This is a genomic window from Spirulina sp. LEGE 11439 (assembly GCF_059821285.1).
The window spans coordinates 53757-77922 of the sequence record NZ_JCAMRX010000008.1; the positions used below are offsets into that span (position 1 = coordinate 53757).

Genomic DNA, 24166 nt, shown 5'->3' on the forward strand with positions numbered 1-24166 from the left:
CTACAATTTGACGGATAATTCTAGCATTTTCTGAATCGGTTTTAAGGCGGCACGTTGAATTTTTGCAGGGAGGGTAATTTCTGGTGTTTTATTTTTCATTGCCCAATATAACTTTTCTAATGTATTCAAACGCATATGCGGACATTCATTGCAAGCACAATTATTCATCGGAGGAGCAGGGATAAATTCTTTTTGTGGAGCCTTCTTTTGCATTTGGTGCAAAATGCCGGGTTCCGTTGCTACGATATATTTTGAACTGGTATTTTCTTGGGTATATTTTAATAATGCCGTGGTGGAACCAATATAACTCGCGTGCCGGAGAACTTGAGGTTCGCATTCCGGGTGAGCGATAAATTCAGCATCGGGATATTGCACTTTTAACTGCACGATCTTTTTCTCGGAAAATGTTTCGTGAACGATGCAACTCCCTTGCCATAAAATCAGATCTCGCCCAGTTTGCTCCATGACATAACGTCCCAAATTGCGATCGGGGGCAAATATAATTGGTCTATTTTCAGGGATTTGCCGAACGATTTTGACCGCATTGGAACTGGTGCAAATAATATCGCTCATGGCTTTAATTTCCGCCGTGCAGTTGATATAAGAAATAACTAACGCATCGGGATGAACAGCTTTAAAAGCGGCAAATTCTTGAGGTGGGCAACTGTCTGCCAGAGAACAACCTGCCTCTAGATCGGGTAACAAAACCAGTTTGTCGGGGTTGAGAATTTTCGCCGTTTCTGCCATAAAATGAACCCCCGCAAAAACAATGACCTCGGCATTAGTCTCGGCTGCTTGGTTCGCCAAACCGAGAGAATCGCCAATATAATCGGCAATATCTTGAATATCGGAATCTTGATAATAATGTGCCAAAATAATCGCGTTTAAGTCCTTTTTCAGCGCTTCAATTGCCTCAAAGAGATCCTGCGGGAGAGAGGCGTGAGGGTTGGGACGATCGGCGATCGCGGTCGCAAACATGAGTATTAACCTTCTGAATGAGTGCTTAGTATTTTAGCGGCGATCGCTATTTTCGGGGCCGGAGATGGGCGATCGCTACAAATTTCCCCCTCGAGGGCGAGCTGGGAACGTTCGCGGTAAAATTAAAAAGCTGAGTCTCGCTTTCCCTGCATTCTAGGAGTTTTCATGTTAACATCCATGGATTTTCGGGGCTTATTCACCCCGCGTTTTTTTAACAATTTCTTTCCCATTCCCGCCACAAACTCCCCGATCGTCGGTCGGAAAACTCCCGATTTTCTCCTCCCCGATATTAAAGATCGGAGTACGGTGCGCTTGTCAGACTATCGTGGCAAAAAAAACGCGATTCTTGCCTTTACACGCATCTTTACTGAAAAACAATACTGTCCCCTTTGTTATCCTCACATTCAACAATTGAATGAAAACTACGAAAGGTTTGTCGAAAAAGGAACAGAAATTTTTATGATAACCAGCACCGATCGCCGACAAAGCGAAAAAATAATCCAAGATTTAGGCTTGAAAATGCCCCTGCTCAGCAATCCCAGTTGTGACGTTTTCCGAACTTATCGCGTCGGCCAAGCCCTTGGCGCTCCTCTTCCGGCTCAGTTTATTATCGATCGCCAAGGGATTTTACATTATAAGCATTTATTTTCCTTTCTCGATCCGAACGCATCTATTGAGAAATTATTAAAAATAACTGCCCGTTGTTAACTTTTCGGCTCGCGAAGTCAAACCCATTCTGTTTCACGATCGCTCGCTGTCGCGATGGTGGACGCGATCGAATCCTTGGGGTTTAATAAACTCGCCTTCTCCTTGCAACAAACCCGAAACCCCTTCTTGACCGATTTCCGAAGGAATACGATCGACGGGTTGGGCGCGATCGATCGCATCGGGATCGTAGTCCTTCGGTTCGTGATAAGTCGTAATATAGCCCTCGTAATTGCGAAGCACTACCTTATTCACCCCCTGACTGATGAGATATTGAGGCATAACAGGAACTTTTCCCCCGCCTCCAGGAGCATCAATCACATAAGTTGGCACCGCATAACCGCTTAAATGCCCTCGCAACCCTTCCATAATTTCCAAACCCTTGGCCACGGTCGTGCGGAAATGCCCAGCCCCTTTGACCAAATCGCATTGATAGAGATAGTAAGGGCGAACGCGATTTTTCACTAATTTGCGGAGAAGTTCTTTTTGGATGTCGAGGCGATCGTTAATCCCCGCTAAAAGTACGCTCTGATTGCCCAAAGGAATACCTGCATCTGCCAACTTAGCCAACGCCGTGCTTAATTCTGGGGTAATTTCTTTGGGATGGTTGATATGAACATTAATCCAAAGTGGGTGATATTTCCGCAGCATGGCACACAGTTCGTCGGTAATGCGTTGGGGTAGAAAAACAGGAACGCGAGTCCCAATACGGATGATTTCGAGATGCTCGATCTCCCGCAAGCGCGACAGAATATAATCGAGCAGGATCGGAGAAAGAGTTAACGGATCGCCTCCACTGAGGAGAACATCGCGAATTTGCGGTGTTTGACGAATATAATCGAGTTGTCGTTCGAGATCGGGTTTTCTAAACGTTTGCTGGAAATCTCCCACTAAGCGAGAGCGCGTACAATAGCGACAGTAACTCGCACAGTGGGTCGTCACCAGCATGAGAACGCGATCGGGGTAGCGATGAACTAAACCCGGAATAGGGCTGTGTTCCTCTTCTGCTAGGCTATCTGCGAGCATCCCTTCAAAAGCTGCGAGTTCACGTCCCAAGGGAATGACTTGGCGGCGAATGGGGCAGTTCGGATCGTCGGCATCAATTAAATTGGCAAAGTAGGGAGTAATATCAACGCGAAATTTATTTTTTGTCGTTAAACCTTGAATTTCTTCGGGAGTAAGATTAATAATTTGAGCTAACTCCTCCCAAGCATTCAAGCGGTTGCTCAACTGCCAATGCCAATCGTGCCAATGTTTGGGGGAGACATCAGCCCAAGGTTTTTTAGTTTGACTTAACAGAGGTCGAATTGCAAGAGATGGGCTTGAAGGTGACATTGTGATTCTCGTAGGAATTGGTTCGATAATGTTAAATTCAGAAATGTTAAATTCAAACTTGAGTTTGTTAGGAGGTGTGCGTTTTCCACGATCGCATAGATAGTGAGTTGCGATCGACGCGATCGATCTTGTACGATCGTTCCACCTTTGTTTTGTTTTTCTAGTGTAACAATTTTTCCAAAATCATCATCGTTCAAGAATATATTATGTCAAAAATTGTATCTATCCATTCCTATCGAGGCGGAACGGGAAAATCAAATTCTACCGCCAATTTAGCAGCAACTGTTGCGAGTTATGGGTATCGAGTTGCTGTTGTAGATACGGATATTCAATCTCCGGGAATTCACGTACTCTTTGGCTATGGAGACAGTCAACAATTAGAGCCTTGTCTCAATCAGTATCTTTGGGGAAAATGCAGTATTGCCGATGCGGCTCATGATGTCACGCATGTTTTAGGCAACAACAAGCAGGAAGGAAGTCAAATTTTTCTTGTTCCTTCGAGTGTTAAAGCGAGTGAAATTGCTCGGGTTTTACGAGAAGGTTACGATGTGGGTTTATTGAATGATGGCTTCGATATGTTACTCGAGGATTTAGAGTTAGATTATTTATTTATTGATACCCATCCCGGGTTGAATGAAGAAACGCTCCTTTCTATCACAATTTCTGATATTTTAGTGCTAATTTTACGACCGGATAGACAAGATTATCAAGGAACGGCAGTGACAGTCGATGTCGCTCGAAAATTAGAAGTTCCTAAAATGTTAATGGTGGTGAATAAAGTGCCAACCAGTTTTGATTTTACCTCCCTACAGGAAAAAGTCGAACAAACCTATGATGTTCCCGTCGCGGGTGTTTTACCGCATTCCGATGAAATGATGATCTTGGCCAGTGAAGGAATTTTTGCGCTGAAGTATCCCGAAAATTCTCTAACGCAAACGATCCAAAATATTGCTCGGAATATTACGGCTTAGTTGACTTGGATGTCTTGAAATCATCGATCGCCCGTTTCTGGCTATCATAAGCGGTGCGTTCAGATGTCAGAGAAACTATCGAGAGGGCGATCGCTTTTCTCCACAACCGTGTAAATTCTCGTGAGCTTGGCTTTCCCTTTCAGAGAAACATTCCCCAAAAACTGAGATTGAAATGGTATTATTTCCCTCGCACTGCGATCGCTCAAAGCATTGGAGACCGGTTCGTTAAATAAAATTTGATTTTGCGCGGCCCGACTCATCAAACGAGATGCAGTATTCACCGTATCGCTGAGAAGATTAAACTCCCTGCGCCCTCGACTCGCCCCAATTTCAGCAGCAAAGACCCGTCCGAGGGTAATGCCAATTTGACAGGCCAGATGAATGGGTTTTTGATTCACGAATAACGGCTGAAAATTAACAATTAATTGGCGAATTTTACAAGCAGCCCGAAGGGTCTCGATCGTCCAATCGGAATCCGTATTGAGAATGCCAAAATAGATGACAATATCGGAGCTATCTAAATGGTAGGTTGGATTTCGCATCACCCCTCCTTCGGCGGTGACAATCGCATCAATTTGCGAAAAAAGCTGAGAACATCCCATTACAAAAGGCTCTTCTTCAGAGACCTGTAAAGCATTGGCTGCATCAGATAAACCGAGAAGATTAACAAACATCACGATCGGGACGAGAAAAGTAGGGGGAATTTGTCGGTGCTGCGTATTTTCGACGAGTAATTTGAGAATGGGTTTGGGTAAATAACTGGCGAGGGGTTCAATTTGTTGGAGGAGACTCTGAATTTCTTGCGTAATTCCCTTGATGCCGCGATCGAAGAGGATGGCTTTCATGCCTCGCCGTCGTTTGACTTCGAGATCGTATTCTCCTAACGTCTCGTCGCTAAGATCGTCAACGACGAGATGATGAGGCTGTTTTCCCGTTTCGAGGCGAAATTGCGATCGCGCCCGCAGGGTGGCCGCCGCACTCAAGCACACCCGTCCCGTTTGTCCAGCCCCTTCAGTTCGTTTGGCCAGTTGTACGTCTTTGCCCAACAAAACTCGCATCATGCGCGAGGGCGTGCCAATATCCGCAGCGAGGAATTTCCCCCAGTGAATGCCGACCCGCATTTTTAAGGAAAGCGTACCGTTCGGGGTGACGATATTTTCAAAGTCTTGCATGGCTCGTTGCATTCGCAAACCCGCTCGAATGGCTCGGGGGAGATCGGTGTTCGCGCGATCGCGGCGAAATTCAACGAGTACGGCATCTCCGGTAAACTCCAACAAATCTCCTCCCGATTTGCTGATAATTTCAATAATGGCTTCAAAATACCGTTGCAGAATTTCTAATAAAACCTCAGCCCCTTTAGGGTGATAGTCCATATTCGCTTCCATTAAAGGGGTAAACCCGGCTAGATCGGTAAATAACAGCGTGCCTTTATGCCAACCGTAACGAATTTTGCCCACTTCGGGAGGGTCTGTGGCAATTTGTAGGGGAAGATAGTCATGGAGGCTCGAGCGCAAGGTTCGCAGGTGTTCAAAAATCCCCATTAAGGTATCGGAATCGGGATCGTTTCCCAAAGCAGTATAAAGTCGGGTGGGCAGCAACAAATGCAGTTGGGGTTCGAGTTTGGTCAGGGTGGAGGAAACCATATTGAGGGGACAGTAGGAGATAGACAAACAGGAAATTTTTCGCGATCGCACCCGAATTCAATTGCTTGGTAAGATAGTATTTTCAACAGTCTTTTTTGCTATTATCTCTCAGGACATCAAAATTGACTCGTTAAAGGAGTGCGATCGCCAGTTGCCAAAGCCGTTAAGAATTGTTATGGATATTATTATCTGGGAAATAAAATTTGAGTTATGAAAATACGATTTGTGGCGATCGCCGTCCTGACAGCCGGATTCACCCTTGCTTTTTCTCCTTCCGGGCGCTCTCAGTCTTTGAATGAGGCACTCCAGCAGGAAATTTGCGCTCAGGATTGGCGAGGTGCCCTACAAACTATTGAAGAGATCAAGCAAGTCGCCCCAGAATATGTCTCTCAATTAACCACTTATCAAAGTCGCCTGCAAAACTTGGCCGCTCGGGGTGTCTATCGTCCGGAATGGGATTGTAGCGGCGGTGGTTTACCGATAAGTGCGACCCCATCCCTCCCCGCCGCTTCGACCCAAGGAGGGGTTTTTCGCGTTCCCATCAAAGAGATTAACGGCGGAACTCCTGTCGTTGAGGTCACGTTTAATGGCACGCAAACCTTTGAAATGCTCTTCGATACAGGGGCAACGACCACACTCATTTTACCGAGCATGGCCGATCGACTCGGACTGGAAACTCTTGGCAATACCGAAGCCATCGTCGCGGATGGCAGAACGAATAAGGTTAATATTGCTCGCGTAAACTCTCTCAAAGTTGGCGACTTAGAACTCAATGACGTTACGGTAACTTTCGATCCCCGTGCCGATGAAACCAGCTTGGAAGGCATGGGATTACTCGGTCAGAATGTGTTTCAAAATTATGATGTTTTGCTCAAACAAGATGAAATCGAATTACGCGAACGTAGTGAATAAAGCAAGTTCAATCAAAGCAAGCATAATTGTTTTGTACTACCGATGAGCTGTTCCTTGAATTTTTATAGATCTCTCGCACAAAACCCACCAGCAAAGCGCTCTTTAGAGGTGGGACGGCGCTTTTAAAGGGCGGAAATGGTTCCGCCCCCAGCACCTCATGTAGTGCGGCACCCTTTAGGGTGCATCAGTCTGAAAAAGATTGACAAAAAAGATAAAAATTGTCAAAATAAGATATCTGAAAAGTTAGCAGAACAATGCTCGTTCTCGAAGCCAAACTCAAAGGAAAATCCGAACAATATCAAGGGCTAGATGAAGCCATTAGAACGGCTAATTTCATCCGGAATAAAGCCCTGCGGTATTGGATGGACAATCAAGAGGTTAAACAATTCGATTTAAACAAATACTGTGCGGTGTTAGCGAAAGAGTTTGAGTGGGCAAAAAAACTCAACTCAATGGCAAGACAAGCCAGTGCAGAACGAGCATGGTGTGCAATCTCTCGCTTTTTTGAGAACTGCAAAAACTCAAATATCAAAAAGAAGGGTTATCCCAGATTCAAAAAATGCGGTCATTCAGTAGAGTATAAAACTTCAGGTTGGAAACTCTCAGATGAGGGTAAAAAACTAACCTTAACCGATGGATTTAAAGCGGGTCAATTCAAACTCGTCGGCACTCGCGATCTGAATTTCTACGACCTCAAACAAATCAAACGAGTTCGTATTGTTAGACGCGCCGATGGCTACTATGCTCAATTTGTCATCAAAATTGACCGAAAAGAGCAACATGAACCCACAGGTAAATCTTTGGGAATTGATGTTGGGTTAGAGTCTTTCTACACCGATAGCGATGGAAATCAAATCGAAAACCCACGCTATTTAAGGAAGTCTGAAAAGGCACTCAAACGCGCTCAAAAACGAGTTAGTCGTAAGAAAAAAGGGAGTAAAAATCGACGCAAAGCTATTAATAAATTAGCCAGAAAGCACCTTAAAGTTCACAGGCAACGTAAAGACTTTACTGTTAAGACAGCAAGGGCGTTAGTCCAGTCTAGCGATCTGGTAGCCTACGAAGATTTAAAGGTGCGAAATCTTGTTAAAAATCACTGTCTGGCGAAATCAATTAGCGATGCGTCGTGGCGAATGTTTCTCGAATGGGTCGAATATTTCGGGACAATTTTTGGAGTAGAAGTCAGGTCAGTTCAGCCTCATTTCACGAGCCAAGATTGTTCTCAATGTGGACATCGCCAAAAGAAAAGTCTTAGTCAAAGAACCCATCAATGTGCTAAGTGTGGAACGAAACTACATCGTGACCATAACGCCGCACTCAACATTTTGGCTAAGGCTTTGGGAATTGAACTGAGTACCGTAGGGCATACGGGAATTGCGGTCGAGGGATGCTGAATTTAGTTCAGCATATCCAATCGACCAAGACAACGCCTCTGGACAGCTCGACCTCTGTTTAACAAGTGAAAATTTGTTAAATAAGTTGGCTGGTTGAAGGGGGAATCCCACCTTTTTAGCGAAGCGGAAAGGTGGGAGCAGTCAATTTTCCACAAACTTATCCAATTTTTCTCGGACTGCTAACTGCATCAGAGAACGCAAAAGAATTAAAAACCAAAATGCAGAGAAACAGAAGACCACGATTCCCCAATTGGCAATTCCACCGATGACCAGTAGGGTTCCCGAAATGAGGGAGAATCCTGACAAGCAAGTATAAATCAAACATTTTACCGCTAAATTAATGCGTTTGAGAGCGCGATCGCTGGTTTCTGATTTGACCCGAAATTGAATTTCGCCGCGATCGAGTCGTTCTTGTAAATCTCGTAGTGCCAATTCTACTCGACTGGGGCGATCGAGGCGATCGCGAATTAAGGTTCCTGCTTGTCGGAAAGTTTGGCGAATTAAATTGCTCTTTCGCGCCGATTGCGTTAAATCTTTAATAAAGGGTTTACTCGCAGCAATAAGATTGTATTGCGGATTGAGAGCGCGAGCAATGCCATCAAGGGTAGATACCGATTTAATGACAAACATCATTTCCGATGGCAAGCGAAACGGTTGTTTTTCAAACATTAAATAAACTTCGCTACTCATCTGCTCAAAGGCTCGCAGATCGATGGGTTTTTCGCGAAATTGTTCGAGAACAAAAGAGACCAAACGTTTCACGGGAGACATATCTGGTAAAGGTTCGAGCAAGCCCATATACACCAAACTTTTGACGACGGCATCGGTGTCTTTTCGCATGACCGCAAAAAAGGTATTAATCATTTCATCTTTGGCCATATTCTTGACTTCTGCCATCGTGCCGAAATCATAAAAAATTATCTTGCCTTGGTCGTTCACGGCCATATTGCCGGGGTGGGGATCGGATTGAAAAAAGCCATCTTCTAAAAGTTGTTTGAGATAGCAAAGAATACCCATTTGAATGAGGCGATCGGGATTAAAATTGCGAGATTCAAGAGATGCGCGATCGTCGATTTTAATTCCGGGTAAATATTCTAAAGTTAAAACTCGTGGCGCAGTATAGCGCCAGTAGACGCGAGGAACGATAACATTGGGATAATCGCGAAAATTACTTTGAAATCGTTCGGCGTTTTTCCCCTCGTGAATGTAATCGATTTCTCGATACAGCAGTCCAAAAAACTCGTGATAGAGATGTTCGAGATTATATTTTTTGACTTTGGGGAAGTAGCGTTCGAGCAAGCTGATGAGACGGTGCAAGACTTCAAAATCAAGATTGAACAAGCGTTCTAACCCCGGACGCTGAACCTTGACGACAACCTTTTCTCCAGTGGGTAAAATGGCGCGGTGAACTTGTCCCAAGCTGGCGGCGGCAATGGGGGTTTCCTCAAATTCCCGAAATAACGAGGCGATCGCGCTCCCGAGTTCGGTTTCGATAACTGCGATCGCTTCTTGGGAAGGAAAAGGCGGCACGCGATCTTGCAGTTGTCCCAAGGCTTCAATATAAGGCAAGGGAATTAAGTCCGATCGCGTGGAAAGCGCTTGGCCGATTTTGATAAATGTCGGACCCAATTCTAACAATTGTGCCACCAACCAGCGAGCGTGATGGCGTTGTCGTGCGAGGGAGGAATTGCCCGTGATTTTGTCCCATCCCAAGGAGAGAAAAAAACGAGTCGAAACCTGAAAAACATCAATTTTGCGCCGCCAAGGTGAATATTGTTCTCGCTGCCAACGCAGGGGTTTTATCGATGCACTCATGATTTGTTCTAGGTTTATTGATGATTCGTGACTCGTTACTTAGTATGGGCTGTTCGGGGAAGAACGAGGGTAAAACGAGTTTCGCCGCGCTGGGAATTGTTAGCAACGCGACTCCATACTTCAATTTTGCCATTAAGATGTTGCACCAGTCCTTTTACTAATGCCAGACCCAAACCCGTTCCAGCGATCGCTTGTTGGTTGGCTTCTTTGCCTCGCGTAAATTTCTCAAAAATTCTCTCAATATTTTCGGGGGCAATTCCCTCACCGATATTGACGATCGCAATGGTCACGCATTCTCTGACTTCTGATTGGCGATCGCCTTGCCGAAACGCGATATCGACATAAATCGTACTCTCGGGGTCGGAATATTTGCCGGCATTCGCCAGTAATTCTTGGAGAATGCGCTGCAAACTGTCGCGATCGGAATAAAGACTGGAGGGAGTATCGGGATCGTCTTTGCCCCCATAACGAACGACGAGTTGCAATTCTTTTTCTTCCCATGTTTCGTGAAAGGAGATTTGCAACTCTTCCACAATCTCTTTGAGATTTATTTTGCTGAGTTGCAAGTCGGTTTGTTGAGTTTCCAACTTTTGTAATGCCAACAAATCTTGAATAAGATTGTATTCGCGAGTCCATTCTCGTTCTAAGGTTTCCAGATATTTGGCCTGACGTTCGGGAGGCAATCCGGGCTGACGCAACATCCGAATAGCGATTTTCATCGTCGTCAAGGGGGTTCGCAACTCATGACTCACAGAATCGAGGAATTCGTCTTTGAGTTCGATCAATTGGCGCAGTTGTTCGACTTGTTTGCGGGTTTGTTCGTATAATTTGGCTTGCACTTCCAAACTGCCTTGTAGCTGGGCAGTGCGTTTATTCACGAGGGATTGTACCTGCTTGATGGTGCGATTGTAGATCGTTGCCGTGGCGATTTGAGCGCCTACCCAACGGGCTAAGGCCATTTCTTCCGGTTGCCAGCGATAGGGGCGATCGCATTGAAACAGGAAAAATCCCAAAACTAAAGAAGAATTGCTGGCGGTGCCAATGAGGGGAACGAGTAATAAGGCGGGAAAGCGATCGGGGTGAAAAAAAGCTGGGATGCAAAAATCGCGATCGCTTTCGCTCTCCTCCTTTAACCAAGCGATTCCCAAAGGTTGCGGGGAGTCTTGCCAAGCAGCAATGCAGCAAGAACAATCCTCGAGCCAAAAAGAACTACCGGTTTGAATTGTGAGAATTTCTTCCCTTGCCGTCCATTGATGAGCGATGGTGCAACGGGCTCGGGGAATCACGGTCGAATCGTAGCGATTGTAGAGAGGATCGCTGTATTTTAATAAAACAATTGCCCCACGATCGACCTGTAATGCTGTTGCTGTGGTTGCGAGAGCCAAATCGAGGTCGAGTTGGTCGGAATGAGGGCGATGGAATTGTTCTAAAAGGACTGGATAAGCGTTATGGACGCGGGTTTGTCGTTGGAAGCGAACTCGAGTAAAAACGATCGCCAATGCCGTGACGATCGCTTCTTGCGCTTCGGGTTGTAAATCTTGCCATCCTGCTTGCGAATTTCCCCCCAAGATCATTCCCCCTCGAGGAGGGATGGGAATGAAATGCACCCATTTTAAGGGAGTGGAGGCAATCGCAGGTTGAGGGTGCGATCGGGACAACAATTGGATTTCGATGGACTCTTTAAGAGAACAATAATCTTCCGCACACCAATATCCATGCAGGCTCAATTCCGGATCGTCGCGATCGTCCACCAGTAAACAGGCAACAACACCCAATTGTTTTCCCGTCATGCGAGCAACTCTCGCGAGAAGGAGTGGCGAATCGGGAGGAAGAAAAAACAGTTTGAGAATTTCTCGCCCGAGTTGGTGGGAGTTTAGTTCGTTCATGTCACTCATCTTCCCGAAAATTTCCCACGATGACCTGTCAATGATTTATTATCGATTATCCACCCTTGATGAGGCAACTAACATTGTGTGGAGTCTCTTTTACTTCCCCAGACTTTTTCCCCTTTCCCTTGTCTTGACTTATTTTTGCTGCTCTTTGGCTCGGGCGAGAGCAACTTCGCTATTTTTTTGATAGAACACTACGCGATCGCGAGCCGTACTATAGCGCGGATCGCTCTCGGATACGGATTTCATTAACTCCGATGCTTGTTTCCACTGGGTGGAAAGATTGAGCCATTCGGCTTCGGTTTGTGCCGTTTGTCCTTTGAGAGAAACCGCTTCGGCGAGTTTTACCGCTTCAGAAAAAGGATCTTGGGCAGGGGTGAGAGTGGTAGAAGTATTGGGAGTGGGAAGGAGAAGGGGTGTTGGGGCTGTTGTTTGAACGGGAGTTGGGGAAGGAGTTGAATTAGCTGCCGAAACTGAGGGGGCTGAATTGCCTTGACTGGCGGGGGATGCTGTTGGCTGAGCAATGGGAGCGGCGGGGGCTATGGATGCTGGAGAAGAGTTGAAGAAGGGAATGAGTTCTGCTAGTTGGGACCAATCGAGAGTTTGCTCTTGCCAATTGTTATAAGCCAATCCGGCTAAAAAACTGATCGTACACAATCCGACCATTCCTAAAATATTACGCGCTTTCGAGGAGGGTTGGGAAGAGGAGGATTGTGTTTGAGGATTGACTGGGCGATCGCCTTGAGGTGGAAACAATTTTTGCCAAATCCCAGCTTTGCGAAGAATAATTTCTTGAGACCAGAGAACGACATTTTCGGGATTGCGATGGATATCCTCGAGCCAAACGAGTTGTTGTTCTCGAGCGATACGACTGCAAATGTTGACGCGGCGAAGGGTTCGCGGCGCGATCGCTTCTAAAATTTCTCGCAGGTGCGGAATGAGGACGGACTGTTCGAGTTGTTCGCTTTCTTGCGCTTCACAGAGAACCTGCAAAATTCCTTTTTCTAAGACCGCCCGAGTTCTTACGCCCATATCGGCCAAGCGATCGTTCATAATCTGCACGATCGCCGCGACACTTCCTTGATGAGCCTGTTTTGCGATTTCATCCATATTCTGCTTTGGCACGTCGGCAATAGCCGATCCCCATACTTATATTTAACTTTACCAAAAAATGGGTAAAATACCCCTGATGAGAATCACGCGCATTTCGTTCGGAGAAAAAATTCTGATGCTTCTAAAATCTACTACGCGCCACATTCGCGTTTATACGGCACAAGTTCAAAAGAATGAATTAGTTGAGAATGATAAGGTTCTCACCCTTGATGTAGATCCTGACAATGAATTTAACTGGAATGAAGATTCCCTGCAACGAGTGTACCGAAGATTTGACGATTTAGTTGAGTCTTATAATGGTCAAGATTTAACAGAATACAATTTGCGTCGTATCGGTTCGGATCTCGAACATTTTATCCGGTCTCTTTTGCAAGGGGGTCAATTGAGTTACAATTTGCAGGGTCGCGTTAATAATTACAGTATGGGTTTACCTCGTGTTGCCAGTCCCGACAACGACGGAAAATATTAGGGTTCGATCCATTACCAATTACCGAGAAATATGAATTTTTGGGATTATAAGCCTTGGTGGTGTCAGCCTTGGTCTATTTTGTTGACGGGAGGAATGGCGATCGCGCTGAGTTGGTTATTAGTGCGATCGCTGTGGCTCACGGTTTTGGTGACAATACCTGTTTTATTGTGGTGGTTGTATTTTTTGATTCTCGTGCCTTTATTGGTGCGGAATATAGATGCAACTGGAAAAGAGAGCGATCGCGCTAACCTTAATTAAATAAACTTCATGTATTGCGTTGTCATCTTAGGAACTGGAAAAATTGGCTCGGCGATCGCAACACTTCTTCATCGTAGCGGCGATTACACCGTAGTTGTTGGCGATATTGACCGTCAAGCCTTGGAGCGTTTAACCGAATCGTTACCCGTCGAGACTTTTGTCGTCGATGTCACCGATGAAATGGCGATTGCAGAAAAATTACAGGGTTGTGATTGCGTTGTGTCTGCTTGTCCGTATTGGCTCAATGCAGGCATTGCCCGAGCGGCTGCCAAAGTTGGAATCAGCTATTTCGACCTCACAGAAGATGTTGCTACGACTAGAGCAATTCGCTCTGTTGCCGAAACGATTTCCAAAGATGCGATCTTCGCACCTCAATGCGGTCTTGCCCCCGGTTTTGTTAGTATTCTTGCTCACGATCTCTGTAGCGGTTTTGAAAAACTCGACGAGATAAAAATGCGGGTGGGAGCATTACCTCAATATCCTGCCAATATGATGATGTACAACCTCACTTGGTCTACAGCAGGTCTGATTAATGAATATTGTAATTCTTGTGAGGTAATTCGGGAGGGTTGCAAAACCGAAGTAATTCCCTTGGAAGAAGTAGAGCGCTTTTCCTTAGATGGGTTAGAGTATGAAGCATTTAACACATCTGGTGGATTGGGAACTCTCTGCGAAACTCTGGATGGCTGGGTGCGAAATCTCAATTATAAGAGCATCCGCTATCCGGGTCATCGAGATCGGATGGCATTTTTAATCAAAGAGTTGCGTTTGAGCGATCGCCGCGAACTCCTGCACGAAATATTGGAAAATGCCGTCCCGATTACCAAGCAAGATGTTATCGTGATTTTCTGCACTGTTACGGGCTGGAAGAATGGTCATTTACAACAGATTACTGATGCTCGCAAGATTTATCCTCTCAATTTGAACGGAGATATCTGGAGTGCAATTCAACTGACAACAGCCGCTTCTCTCTGTGCTGTCTTGGATCTGTATCTCAACGGACAAATTCCTCACAGTGGTTTCCTCAAACAAGAGCAAATCAATCTAGAGGACTTCCTGTCCAATCGTTTTGGTCGTTACTATATCGACAAACGCGATGCGATCTGAAATTCATTTGACTCAGATGCGATCGGGTAACTTTGCAGCCAGCTCGGAAATTAGCTATTTGCAAACCCATAGCGTTTCATCACGATCGCACAATAGAAATCCTAGGGTAAAGATACCTTATTTGATTCTAAGTTCTTTATAGCAAGTCAATCCAACATGAATACCCTCGAGCAAAAGCAAGAAACTTTTGAGGGATTGCCCTCACGAGTCTATACCGATCCCAATATCTTTCAGCAAGAAAAAGAGCAAATATTCTACAAAAAGTGGATTTTTGTCGGGCATACAACACAAATCCCACACCCCGGTCAATATTTTGTTCCTAAAATAGCCGATCAAAAAATTATTGTTGCCCGAAGTGAAGATCGCCAACTTTATGCTTTTCATAATGCTTGCTTGCATCGCGGTCATGAGCTATTAGAAGGAGAAGGAAAAGGAAAAGCCGCAAAAATTGTTTGTCCCTATCACGGTTGGGCTTATCGCTTAAATGGGGAACTGGCCACAGCTTCTTATAGCGATGAAGTTGAATCTTTTGATGTCAATCAATTCTGTCTGCCTCGAATAAAACTGCATGAAATTTGTGGTCTCATCTTCATCAATCTCGATCCACAAGCAACGCCGTTTCTCCAAGATTTTCCTGATTTGGAAGAGACTTTACGGACTTACATCCCCAATATAGACAGACTGACGTTAGAATACTCTCAACAGTTTAGTGTTAATTCAAACTGGAAAAATCTTATTGATAATTCTGTGGACAATTATCATACTCCTTTCGTTCATACTGCCCTGAGTAAAGGCACAAAAATGAATTCCTTCAAGCATATCTTAAAGGAATCTTACGTTTTTAGCGTTGCCGAAGTCGATAAAACGCGAACGATCTATCAATTCGCAGAAGATGATTACGATCGCTTTGTTTGGTGGTTCATTTGGCCTTCTGTAGAAATTGCAACCTTCCCCGGAAGAGGTATGAGATTTTATCGTATTAATCCTGATGGCCTTACTCAAACTCGCCAATATTTTAGCTACCTTTTTACCAATGGAATCCCTGACGAACAACAAATGGATTGTATCAATACACACCTAAACAACACTAATCAAGAAGATATTGAAGTCCTTGAAGCGGTGCAGCGCGGTCAATCATCGTTAGGGTATCAAAAAAGCCTCTTTATGATTAAATCAGAGGCGACTGAATGGGACGAAAGAATTGTTCATCACGTCCAACAATTGACTAAAAAGGCATTGGCTTTGTAAATTAAACCGCTTTACCTCTAACTAGAATAGGTTTCCATTTGTCTAACTTGATGTTTTTCAGACCGTATACTTCATGAGTTAGACCATTCTCAAGCATATTCTTGGTAAAAACCTTGGTATCTGCTTTAATATAACGACCTCCCACAGCCCAGCGCTTGCGATCGGTTATATTATCAGCAGAACCATGAATTGCCCGTCCACAAAAGAGATAGAATTGTCCAGCTTTGGCAGGAAGATATTTTATATCGTCGGGTTTAATGGTGTAGTCTAGCTCAATGTTGTATTGACCGTAAACGATCCCTTTGTCCTCCAATTTTGTATTTTTTTCCTTAAATTTCATGGGATAAATTTCTTTCTGAGATCCCGGAACTAATGCTAAGGCAGCCCGTTCTAAAGGAGCATCTGTTAACGCAATCCAACAATCGACCTCAAACATTTCTTCTTCGTTGATTGGCTCTAATATCGATTCTTTCATATCAATACTAAGCCATCGACTTTCTTGATGCCAACCACTGCCTTTTGTGTGAGGATCGATGCCAAAATGATTACAATGCCAGAGTAGCATCTCCGAACCAATGATTTGAGCACAACGTTCGACAATTGCTGGATGTTTGAAAAGATTAAGATAGGTGGAGTCTTCAAGATGACGTTCAAAGCCGTTGAGAAGTTTAACATAATATTTTTCTGTTTCAGTTAAATCATCAAAACTTTTACCCTGAACATTTTCTCCCGATGCTAATTCATAATCTCCTTGGGAATAAGAAAATATTTTTGATTCAGTTTTAAGTAACTCGACTAAATGCTCTTTAATTCCTTCCATTTCTTCTGGAGTCATCAGATCGAATGGTCCAAGATAAGCATTTTCATAGAAAAAATGAATCTCTTCTTCTGTTAATTGATATTGAGCATCAACAATGACTTTTGGTGTGTAAGAATCCGGCGTTTGCAACTGACTATAATACTCAAAATATAATTGAGTTCCTCCAGACTTAAACGCGAGCCAAAACATCCGATCGTTCCAACCTCTAGGTAATTTATTTCTAAAACTCTTAGGAAGAAGAGGATCAAGAAATTCAAGTTTTATCAGTAGGTAAATGAAAATGAGCTTAAAACGATAGAGAAAGTGGGGTTGGTAGAGCATATTTTGTTTTTGTTTACTTTGCGATCGGCTTCTACTTTAATATATCTGTGGTACTTGTCAATCCGTAAGGCTATTGAGGAAAGAAAAATGACTGAAAAACAACCCAAGGAATGGTTGAAGTGGATTTGTTCGAGTCAGAATCTTGATGAGTTACGAACAAACTACGATCGCTGGGCAGAGACGTATGAGACAGATGTTGGTGGAGTCTGGGATCCGATTCCTATGGCTGCAGCATTGATGCTGGCCGAATACCTAGAAAACAAGTACAGTACAATTCTTGATGTTGGTGTTGGAACGGGTCTTGTTGGTGTAGCATTAGTGACGTTGGGATTTGCCAAGATAATCGGTATTGATATATCGCCCGCTATGTTAACTAAAGCATTGGCAAAAGACGTATACAGTACTTTAGTTTGCTGTGCGATCGGCGACGAAGAATTTAAAAACTTGGGCAAGGCAGGTGGTATTATTGCCACGGGAGTTTTTGCGGAGAGTCATGCCGGAGCGGCCGAACTGAGCGTACTCCAACAAAGTATTGAGCCTGGAGGGGTCTTGGTGTTTACAGCACGCCAGAGTTTTTTACCTGCACTCCAAGAGATTGTTGAGCGATCGCAATGGACCTGCCTCGATTCCAAGGTGCTACCGATTTACGAAGATCCAATATATCTTCAAGCCTATAAAATTGGTAAGCCAACTTAAACTATAAAGAAAAACCGAAATTTGTGAGAAGATGAGTTCAGAATTGATAAAGCTCGAGCAAGCTAATCAAAAACTAGAAGAGACTTCCCATTTGAGTCACCGCGAACTGCTCGATATGGGAGTGATTCGAGAGAGTCAAGAGTTAGTTGCTCGCGTCGGTGCAAACCGCGAAGTTGCTCAAAAACTTCCTTTTACAAAGTTATATTTGCCGATCGCCTTTACGGGGATTTTAGTGCCGAACAAGTCGGTGGGTGACAACCATTGTGCTATTCAAATCCTTTTACCGGGTACAGGAACGACCTTTTCTGTTGCTGAAACTCTTTGCGATGTAGCCGGAACCTTTCACGGCAGAAAAAGTAAGAATCGCGGACGAGGGCGCAAGAGTAATCAAAGTTTGCTGAGCGAACTTTTGAGTGAATTGATGCCTGGGGAGGAGACTTTAAACGTGGCCTCTTTTCCCACTGACCTTCCTCTGAATGGTATGGGTTCTGAGGCTCCCTTTGAGTTTGCCAGCAAGCATGGCCTCATGGTAGTCCTTCGCCATGTTCATCTGGTGTTGTCACGACTCTATCCCGATCGCCCAGTTTTTATGGCAGGACGCAGCCAAGGAGGGATCGCTGCAATACTGTACGCACAGCATTATCAAGATCTAGCGGGGGCAATTGCTGTTAATCCACCCCATCCAGATCCGGCATTGTTTCAGTTTACCGTTCAATATTTGGAGGATAAAGCAGCAATTCTGGCCGATCTTCTCCATGCCCCGGGTGTCACCCTTCACGATCGTAGCTGGGAGGGCTATAAGACTTTTACACCTTCCTTTGACTATCCTTCTCGGCGATCGCTGTCTCCGATTCTAATTTTAGTTAGTTTGGGCGATCCCTTCAATTTATTTCCTCAGTATGCTCATGCACTGAAAGCATTTGTAGACAATGATGAAAAATGCCAGTTGCACCTACTCGATGCGGGACACAATCTGTGGGATAGGAAATCGGTAGACACTTATCGAAAAGTCATTGATTTGCAGCTCCAATTTATGTTAAGCCCGATGAATGCAATGTAAATGCCCGATCCTGCACGATCGCAAAAACAATCGATCTCTTTTGATTTTTCAACAAAAGCGATCGATTCTACTCTCAATCAGAGAATCAGGAATTGTGCAAAATAGCAAGTGTCTTTGAACCTGTCCATTAAATTTTCACTTCATCTTTCAGAGTAGATTTGCTTGTTATAGCTAAATATACTCCCAATAAAATCACCAAAAAAGCCAGTAAATTCCAGAAATCTAACACTTCTGAAAAAGTATTCCAAGCTAAGAGTGCACCAAAGACAGATTCAGTGAGCAAGATAACAGAAACCAGTCCAGATGATAACCATTTTATAGCGTATGTTGAAATAACATAGAATAGCAGATGGATAAAGCTCAGACCCATAACAATTAACCATCCATTTAAAGAGGATGGTAAAATCGCTCCTTGACCAATCGAGAGAAAAGGCATCACCGTCACAGTTCCGATCGCGCAGTAGTAGAAAACAAGAGTTGCAAGTTCAAACTGGTTTCTGATTTGTTCAAGTAGCAGGAAATAAATAGAAAATACAAATGCAGAAATCAAAGCAATGATGTCACCTTGTATATGGTCAGTTTCGTACAAGAAATCGTCAAATCCAAGAATGATAGATCCCATAACAGCAACCATCGTACCTATCATAAATCTGCGATTGAAATTCCGAGCAAATAATAGCCATCCTCCTAAAATTACGAATAAAGGAGTCAAATTGTGCAAAAGTGATGAGTTTGCAACACTGGTTTGAGTCAAAGACCAAGCCCAAATCAGATGTGTTGCCGCAAAACAAATTCCACTTCCAAGTAAGAATCCAAGGGTGCGATTGGTATAAACTTGGGGCGATTTGACTCGATCTGTGCCAATTCTGCTTTTTACACTCAGAAACCCATTCCGCAGTCCAATAATTATAGCAGCCAGCCAAAAGCGGTGAAAGACAATAGCTGTGGGGTTAATTTCCTTTTCGCCTAATTTAACGAGAATAGGTGCAAAACTAAAGATCGTGACACCGATCGCAAGGACTGCGATCGCTCTTATCCTTGGATTGGATAACCCAGAAAATTCTGGAAATAGTTTCAGTTTATTGGTCATACTCAATCCGATTTTTCCTGCACCCTATTTTATAGAGAAGTCGGACACCAATCGAGCGATCGCTAAACCTTCCTGAAAGCCGTGGGAGGGTCAAGCCCCTGTAGGATAGACTAGGAAGCGAGCAAACTGGGGAAAAAATCAGTTTGATGCCGAGATACAAAAATTAGCGCGTAATACCATGGCTAATTCAGGGGTTATTCTTCATTGTTCTCAATCGGATTGTCAAACCGCCAATCCTGAAAGCCATCAGTTTTGCTCTGCCTGTAATACGCCCCTCATTCGGCAATATTTATGGGCGATCGGTGCAGAAATCGATCGCCAACCCGGAGAACTCATCGGCGATCGCTATATTCTCATTCAACCGCGTATCTTCCTTGACACCAAACCCGCACTTCCCTCAGAATTTCCCGAAGAACCCCCAAAAGAACTTTTACCCTATCTCAGATTATTTTCCCAACGTCTCCACCTTCCTCAAGTTTACGGACGACTCCTCCCCGAAAAGACAGACTCGCAAGCGACATGGTTATTGGAATATGGAACGCCCTTGGATTCCCAGCAATGCGAAAATGGGCAGATTTTCCCCCTTTTACCCGACCTCTGGCGACAGTCTACCGCCCTGCGTCAATTAAATTGGCTGTGGCAGATGGCTAAATTATGGCAACCTTTACAAGAAGAGAAAGTTGCGTCGAGTTTGTTGTCTCCTTCTCTTTTGGGCATTCGGGGTTCTGTCCTTAAACTCTTAGAATTACGACAAGATTCGGAATCCCTCTCTCTTACTCACTTAGGTAAAATTTAATCGTCTTGGGTTGCAGATGCCTCACCACTCATTCGCAAGTTTTTGCGAGAATTATGCGATCGCACAATATCAGGAGAAATTAGCGACTCTTCTCGCCTCATTGCCCTTCTCGACTATGCGATCGGGCAATGTGGTAAGTCTCGTCAATGCCGCTATCAAATTGTTGCCCGCACGGATACGGGAAGATTGCGATCGCACAATGAAGATGCTTGCTATCCTCCCGATGGCCAAGGGCTAAGCTCTCTTAAAGGGGAGTGGCCTTTAGCTATTGTCTGCGACGGAATCGGCGGACATGACGGAGGCGAGGTTGCTTCTCACTTGGCAATTAATGGCATTCGCAAAGAATTGCCCTCCCTCTTCGATCCGCAAAATAAACCCAAAGAATGAATTAGTTGAGAATGATAAGGTTCTCACCCTTGATGTAGATCCTGATAATGAATTTAACTGGAATGAAGATTCCCTGCAACGAGTGTACCGAAAATTTGACGATCTGGTTGAATCCTATAACGGTCAAGATTTAACGGAATACAATTTGCGTCGCATCGGTTCGGATCTCGAACATTTTATCCGGTCTCTTTTGCAAGGCGGTCAGTTGAGTTACAATTTGCAAGGTCGCGTCAATAATTACAGTATGGGTTTACCGCGCGTTGCCAGTCCAGACAGTGACGGAAAATATTAGGGTTTAAGCCATTACCAATTACCGAGAAATATGAATTTTTGGGATTATAAGCCTTGGTGGTGTCAGCCTTGGTCTATTTTGTTGACGGGAGGAATGGCGATCTCGCTGAGTTGGGTGTTAGTGCGATCGCTTTGGCTGACGATTTTAGTGACAATACCCATTTTGTTGTGGTGGCTGTTGTTTTTGATTCTCGTGCCTTTGCAATTTCGGAATATGGCAGCAACGGAGGAAGAAAGCGATCTCGCGGATTAGCAATCGATTGCTATTTTCTTCCTCATCATTAACTTTCAAGATTTAGACTTGACTCCTTTTCTGCGAGAAAGCGCGATCGCAAAATGTCCCCAGTAAAAAACCCAAGGTACAGAGAATCAAGCCATAAACGTTAATCCCTAGATCGAGGGCATATTTTCCCGCACCTATCGCGATCCAGTCGGGAAAAATATTAAGCGCAAAAGCACTCTCAACCACGCGCAAAACTCCCAAACTCAACCCCGTCCAAAAGGAAAAATTAAAACTACATTTTCCGGCATGAGGAAGAAAAGCCAACAAGAAAATAGGCGCTAAACCCATCACCATTGTACCGCTAATGGTTGTTGCTAAAATAATCGCCGGACCGACTTTATCGCCTAAATAAATGCCCAATAAAGGCAGGTTTCCTAAAATAGCGATTGCGATCATTGCCCAACGTCCAAAACGTGCCTCAGATTCTTCTGGTTTTCCCTGTCGATTTGACCAATCTCGTGCGGTTAATTTAGCAACACTGGAAAAGGTAGAATCTAAAGTAGACCCCGCACTGGTTAACATAATCGCATTAAAAACCAACAAGAGAGGCAAGCCCAATAATTTCGGGACTGCTAAAGTTGCTTTTCCTCCTAAGCCAAAAGTTAGGGCATACAGACCTACACCACTGAAGAGTAAAATAAAACCACCACTGACTAAACCTGCTAAAATAAAGCCCCGTAACATAGTTTTAGGGGATGTGATAAAAGCGCGATCGGTTAAAACTGGATCGTGAAAGGGATAACTAAAGATTTGTACAAAAGCTAACCCACAAAACGTTAAACCAGCCCTATTTGTCTCAGAGTCTACCACCGGCAATCCTTCGCTGATAAAACCGGGGGTTAAAGTTGCCAGAATAATCACCAATAAAACCGCCGCAAATAACATTTGCATCCCATCAGTTAAAAGGCTGCTGCGGAGTCCTCCCCAGAGGCTGTAATACACCGTAAAAGCCGTTACCAAAAGGGCTGCTAACCAATACCCCCAACTGCCTTCTGCACCAAAATAAAGAGAGAAAACTTTAGTATTCGACCAGACTTCATTAAAAAGACGAATAGCGATCGCAATGAGAAAAAACTTAGCGCACAATGCTCCATATTTATTGACTAAAAATTCTGGGAGGGAATGAAATCCCCAGCGATTGCGAATGTAATAAATTGCGATCGCAGCCGTGACAAAACTCAGATAATAAATTGCATAACCAATCCCGCCCGCAATTCCGAAAGATTGCGCTAAACTTGCCGCATTATCGATAGATTTAGCAAAAATCCAACTAATCGCCGCACTGGATACTAATAGCCATAAACCGGGAGCTTTTCCGCTAGCGGATTCACCATGAAAAAATGATGAAGCTGAAACACGATGAGGGGTTGTTTTTTGAACGATTTGATAGACAAAAAAACCATAACCAAATAAAAGCGTCCAAGTCAAAATCAAAACCATAAGTCTATTCAATGAACAATTATCAATGAACAATTATCAATGATTAAGTGCTTGATAATTGTTTAAATTCGGGGACGAACTGTTTTTTCTGCTTCGGGTAAGATTTCTCCACAAGTTGTCCAAATTCCTTGTTGTAAGGATTCGCGAAATTCAACGGGTAATCCTTCTTTTTCCATCAGGGAAACAACAGTCTCAACGTTGTACTCTAGGGGAATTAAACGCGGTTGAGGAGTTTTTACGGTTGTGGGAAAGTCGGCGATCGCATAATAAACGTGGCGTTTTCCTTCGTGAGGGGGTCGTCCCAAAACCCCCACATTTAACCAAAACCCCTCTTCAATACGACGCAGCCAAGGTAATCCCGAATGGGTGCAACAAATTCCGGTAACTTGGAATTGTCGCAAATTCTGGACAATTTGGCTATCTGTGGTTTTTGATTCCCAAATAAATTCGTTCACTTGCTGAGGACTACCATGACATAACAAGAGAGACTGTTCTCGCCATTGCAAGTAAATTAAAGCAGGAAGAGTTTTTAGCCACTCGCGATAGTGAGAAGAAGTATTGGCAAAGGTGTAATCATAACTGAGTTGGGCAAAATGGCGATCGCGAGGATCGGAATAACCGCAACCGCAGTCTCTTTCCTCATAAGCGATCGCATAATCGTAATTCCCTTGCAAGCAAATCAGATTGGACGATTGCAAGAGATCGAGAGTGCGATCGGGGCAAGGTCCGAACCCTCCGATATCTCCCAAACAAAAACGATATTCTATCTTTTTTGTTGCTTCTAAAAAGGCTTCTACAGCACTAAAGTTACTGTAAGGGCCGCCACAAAGCGCAATTTGAGAACATTCATCAGGTAGAACAATAGTTTTTATCTCGGACATGATGAAGAGTGGGAAAAGTAACAAAGATTTGTTTAGCTTAAGGATAATGACTGAATTTTCCCTGAGAGGTGCATTTGTGGAAGTTTAAGAATTATTGAGATCCCTTGTCAAAATCGTAGCAATCGGCAGGAAAAAAGCGATCGGATATTTTTCTTTGCTTATCCGGAAATGAATTAGCACTCAATGTAGAAAAGAATATTAGATGCACTCTGATTCCTTTCCTCCTTGGCTTTCGCAGTCGAGGAGTTTTTATTTGGGTTTCAG

At 44.1% G+C, this 24166-nt stretch carries 24 protein-coding genes; 14 read left to right on the top strand and 10 right to left on the bottom strand.

The annotated features are described in order from the left end of the window. The gene (gene nadA, locus AC6RV6_RS08030) at positions 1-978 is read right to left on the bottom strand and encodes a quinolinate synthase NadA (protein WP_500240279.1); all 978 of its coding nucleotides are present in this window, start codon (positions 976-978) and stop codon (positions 1-3) included. A 165-nt stretch (positions 979-1143) separates the two neighbouring features. On the opposite strand from nadA, the gene AC6RV6_RS08035 reads away from it, so the two are divergent. Then, the gene (locus tag AC6RV6_RS08035; protein WP_500240280.1) at positions 1144-1686 is read left to right on the top strand and encodes a peroxiredoxin family protein; all 543 of its coding nucleotides are present in this window, start codon (positions 1144-1146) and stop codon (positions 1684-1686) included. A 33-nt stretch (positions 1687-1719) separates the two neighbouring features. Here the strand turns inward: AC6RV6_RS08035 and kamA are convergent, their stop codons facing one another. After that, positions 1720-3018 carry a lysine 2,3-aminomutase gene (kamA, locus tag AC6RV6_RS08040; protein ID WP_500240281.1) on the bottom strand — a complete coding sequence of 433 codons (1299 nt, stop codon included), beginning with the start codon at positions 3016-3018 and terminating at the stop codon, positions 1720-1722. 206 nt (positions 3019-3224) lie between these two features. Here kamA and AC6RV6_RS08045 point away from each other — a divergent pair, with 206 nt between their 5' ends. After that, the gene (locus tag AC6RV6_RS08045; protein ID WP_500240282.1) at positions 3225-3989 is read left to right on the top strand and encodes a MinD/ParA family ATP-binding protein; all 765 of its coding nucleotides are present in this window, start codon (positions 3225-3227) and stop codon (positions 3987-3989) included. A gap of 59 nt (positions 3990-4048) precedes the next feature. Here AC6RV6_RS08045 and AC6RV6_RS08050 read toward each other — a convergent pair whose 3' ends face one another. After that, positions 4049-5659 (bottom strand): adenylate/guanylate cyclase domain-containing protein, encoded by a 1611-nt coding sequence (locus tag AC6RV6_RS08050; RefSeq protein ID WP_500240283.1) that lies wholly within the window; start codon positions 5657-5659, stop codon positions 4049-4051. A 183-nt stretch (positions 5660-5842) separates the two neighbouring features. On the opposite strand from AC6RV6_RS08050, the gene AC6RV6_RS08055 reads away from it, so the two are divergent. Both AC6RV6_RS08055 and AC6RV6_RS08060 read left to right on the top strand, forming a co-directional pair. Further along, complete coding sequence (locus AC6RV6_RS08055) at positions 5843-6544, top strand: retropepsin-like aspartic protease family protein (protein WP_500240285.1); 702 nt, start codon at positions 5843-5845, stop codon at positions 6542-6544. 254 nt (positions 6545-6798) lie between these two features. Beyond that, positions 6799-7938, top strand: a complete 1140-nt coding sequence (locus tag AC6RV6_RS08060) for an RNA-guided endonuclease InsQ/TnpB family protein (RefSeq protein ID WP_500240286.1) — start codon at positions 6799-6801, stop codon at positions 7936-7938. 141 nt (positions 7939-8079) lie between these two features. Here AC6RV6_RS08060 and AC6RV6_RS08065 read toward each other — a convergent pair whose 3' ends face one another. The 3 genes from AC6RV6_RS08065 to AC6RV6_RS08075 form a co-directional block, all read right to left on the bottom strand. After that, positions 8080-9753 carry an ABC1 kinase family protein gene (locus AC6RV6_RS08065; protein WP_500240288.1) on the bottom strand — a complete coding sequence of 558 codons (1674 nt, stop codon included), beginning with the start codon at positions 9751-9753 and terminating at the stop codon, positions 8080-8082. Positions 9754-9788: 35 nt separating this feature from the next. Then, positions 9789-11639, bottom strand: coding sequence for a sensor histidine kinase (locus AC6RV6_RS08070; RefSeq protein ID WP_500240290.1), 1851 nt, complete (start codon positions 11637-11639; stop codon positions 9789-9791). 138 nt (positions 11640-11777) lie between these two features. Then, positions 11778-12752, bottom strand: coding sequence for a hypothetical protein (locus AC6RV6_RS08075; RefSeq protein WP_500240291.1), 975 nt, complete (start codon positions 12750-12752; stop codon positions 11778-11780). 118 nt (positions 12753-12870) lie between these two features. On the opposite strand from AC6RV6_RS08075, the gene AC6RV6_RS08080 reads away from it, so the two are divergent. The 4 genes from AC6RV6_RS08080 (at position 12871) to AC6RV6_RS08095 (ending at position 15837) form a co-directional block, all read left to right on the top strand. After that, positions 12871-13224 (top strand): NAD(P)H-quinone oxidoreductase subunit M, encoded by a 354-nt coding sequence (locus tag AC6RV6_RS08080; protein WP_500240293.1) that lies wholly within the window; start codon positions 12871-12873, stop codon positions 13222-13224. 30 nt (positions 13225-13254) lie between these two features. Then, positions 13255-13482: a DUF6737 family protein gene (locus AC6RV6_RS08085; protein WP_500240294.1), complete on the top strand. Its 228-nt coding sequence runs from the start codon at positions 13255-13257 to the stop codon at positions 13480-13482. A gap of 9 nt (positions 13483-13491) precedes the next feature. After that, positions 13492-14589 carry a saccharopine dehydrogenase family protein gene (locus AC6RV6_RS08090; protein ID WP_500240296.1) on the top strand — a complete coding sequence of 366 codons (1098 nt, stop codon included), beginning with the start codon at positions 13492-13494 and terminating at the stop codon, positions 14587-14589. Between the two features lie 156 nt (positions 14590-14745). Next, positions 14746-15837: an aromatic ring-hydroxylating oxygenase subunit alpha gene (locus tag AC6RV6_RS08095; protein WP_500240297.1), complete on the top strand. Its 1092-nt coding sequence runs from the start codon at positions 14746-14748 to the stop codon at positions 15835-15837. A gap of 1 nt (position 15838) precedes the next feature. On the opposite strand, the gene AC6RV6_RS08100 is transcribed toward AC6RV6_RS08095, so the two are convergent. Continuing rightward, positions 15839-16978 carry a phytanoyl-CoA dioxygenase family protein gene (locus tag AC6RV6_RS08100; RefSeq protein WP_500240298.1) on the bottom strand — a complete coding sequence of 380 codons (1140 nt, stop codon included), beginning with the start codon at positions 16976-16978 and terminating at the stop codon, positions 15839-15841. Positions 16979-17065: 87 nt separating this feature from the next. On the opposite strand from AC6RV6_RS08100, the gene AC6RV6_RS08105 reads away from it, so the two are divergent. Both AC6RV6_RS08105 and AC6RV6_RS08110 read left to right on the top strand, forming a co-directional pair. Further along, complete coding sequence (locus AC6RV6_RS08105) at positions 17066-17674, top strand: class I SAM-dependent DNA methyltransferase (protein ID WP_500240300.1); 609 nt, start codon at positions 17066-17068, stop codon at positions 17672-17674. A gap of 31 nt (positions 17675-17705) precedes the next feature. Further along, the gene (locus AC6RV6_RS08110; protein WP_500240301.1) at positions 17706-18734 is read left to right on the top strand and encodes an alpha/beta hydrolase family protein; all 1029 of its coding nucleotides are present in this window, start codon (positions 17706-17708) and stop codon (positions 18732-18734) included. Between the two features lie 127 nt (positions 18735-18861). Here the strand turns inward: AC6RV6_RS08110 and AC6RV6_RS08115 are convergent, their stop codons facing one another. Further along, positions 18862-19824, bottom strand: coding sequence for a DMT family transporter (locus AC6RV6_RS08115; RefSeq protein ID WP_500240302.1), 963 nt, complete (start codon positions 19822-19824; stop codon positions 18862-18864). 178 nt (positions 19825-20002) lie between these two features. Between AC6RV6_RS08115 and AC6RV6_RS08120 the strand changes: the two genes are divergently transcribed. Genes AC6RV6_RS08120 through AC6RV6_RS08135 form a run of 4 tightly spaced genes read left to right on the top strand, consistent with a single transcriptional unit; the run spans position 20003 to position 21551 of the window. Continuing rightward, the gene (locus AC6RV6_RS08120) at positions 20003-20620 is read left to right on the top strand and encodes a hypothetical protein (protein ID WP_500240304.1); all 618 of its coding nucleotides are present in this window, start codon (positions 20003-20005) and stop codon (positions 20618-20620) included. A 42-nt stretch (positions 20621-20662) separates the two neighbouring features. Beyond that, positions 20663-21007, top strand: a complete 345-nt coding sequence (locus tag AC6RV6_RS08125) for a PP2C family protein-serine/threonine phosphatase (protein WP_500240305.1) — start codon at positions 20663-20665, stop codon at positions 21005-21007. Beyond that, positions 20949-21299 carry an NAD(P)H-quinone oxidoreductase subunit M gene (ndhM, locus tag AC6RV6_RS08130; RefSeq protein WP_500240306.1) on the top strand — a complete coding sequence of 117 codons (351 nt, stop codon included), beginning with the start codon at positions 20949-20951 and terminating at the stop codon, positions 21297-21299. The genes AC6RV6_RS08125 and ndhM overlap by 59 nt, the downstream gene beginning before the upstream one ends. A gap of 30 nt (positions 21300-21329) precedes the next feature. After that, positions 21330-21551, top strand: coding sequence for a DUF6737 family protein (locus tag AC6RV6_RS08135; RefSeq protein WP_500240307.1), 222 nt, complete (start codon positions 21330-21332; stop codon positions 21549-21551). A 42-nt stretch (positions 21552-21593) separates the two neighbouring features. On the opposite strand, the gene AC6RV6_RS08140 is transcribed toward AC6RV6_RS08135, so the two are convergent. Further along, entirely contained in the window at positions 21594-23021 is a 1428-nt protein-coding gene (locus AC6RV6_RS08140; protein WP_500240308.1) for an SLC5/6 family protein, read from the bottom strand. A 62-nt stretch (positions 23022-23083) separates the two neighbouring features. Continuing rightward, positions 23084-23902: a metallophosphoesterase family protein gene (locus AC6RV6_RS08145; protein WP_500240309.1), complete on the bottom strand. Its 819-nt coding sequence runs from the start codon at positions 23900-23902 to the stop codon at positions 23084-23086. Positions 23903-24166: the final 264 nt, after the last annotated feature.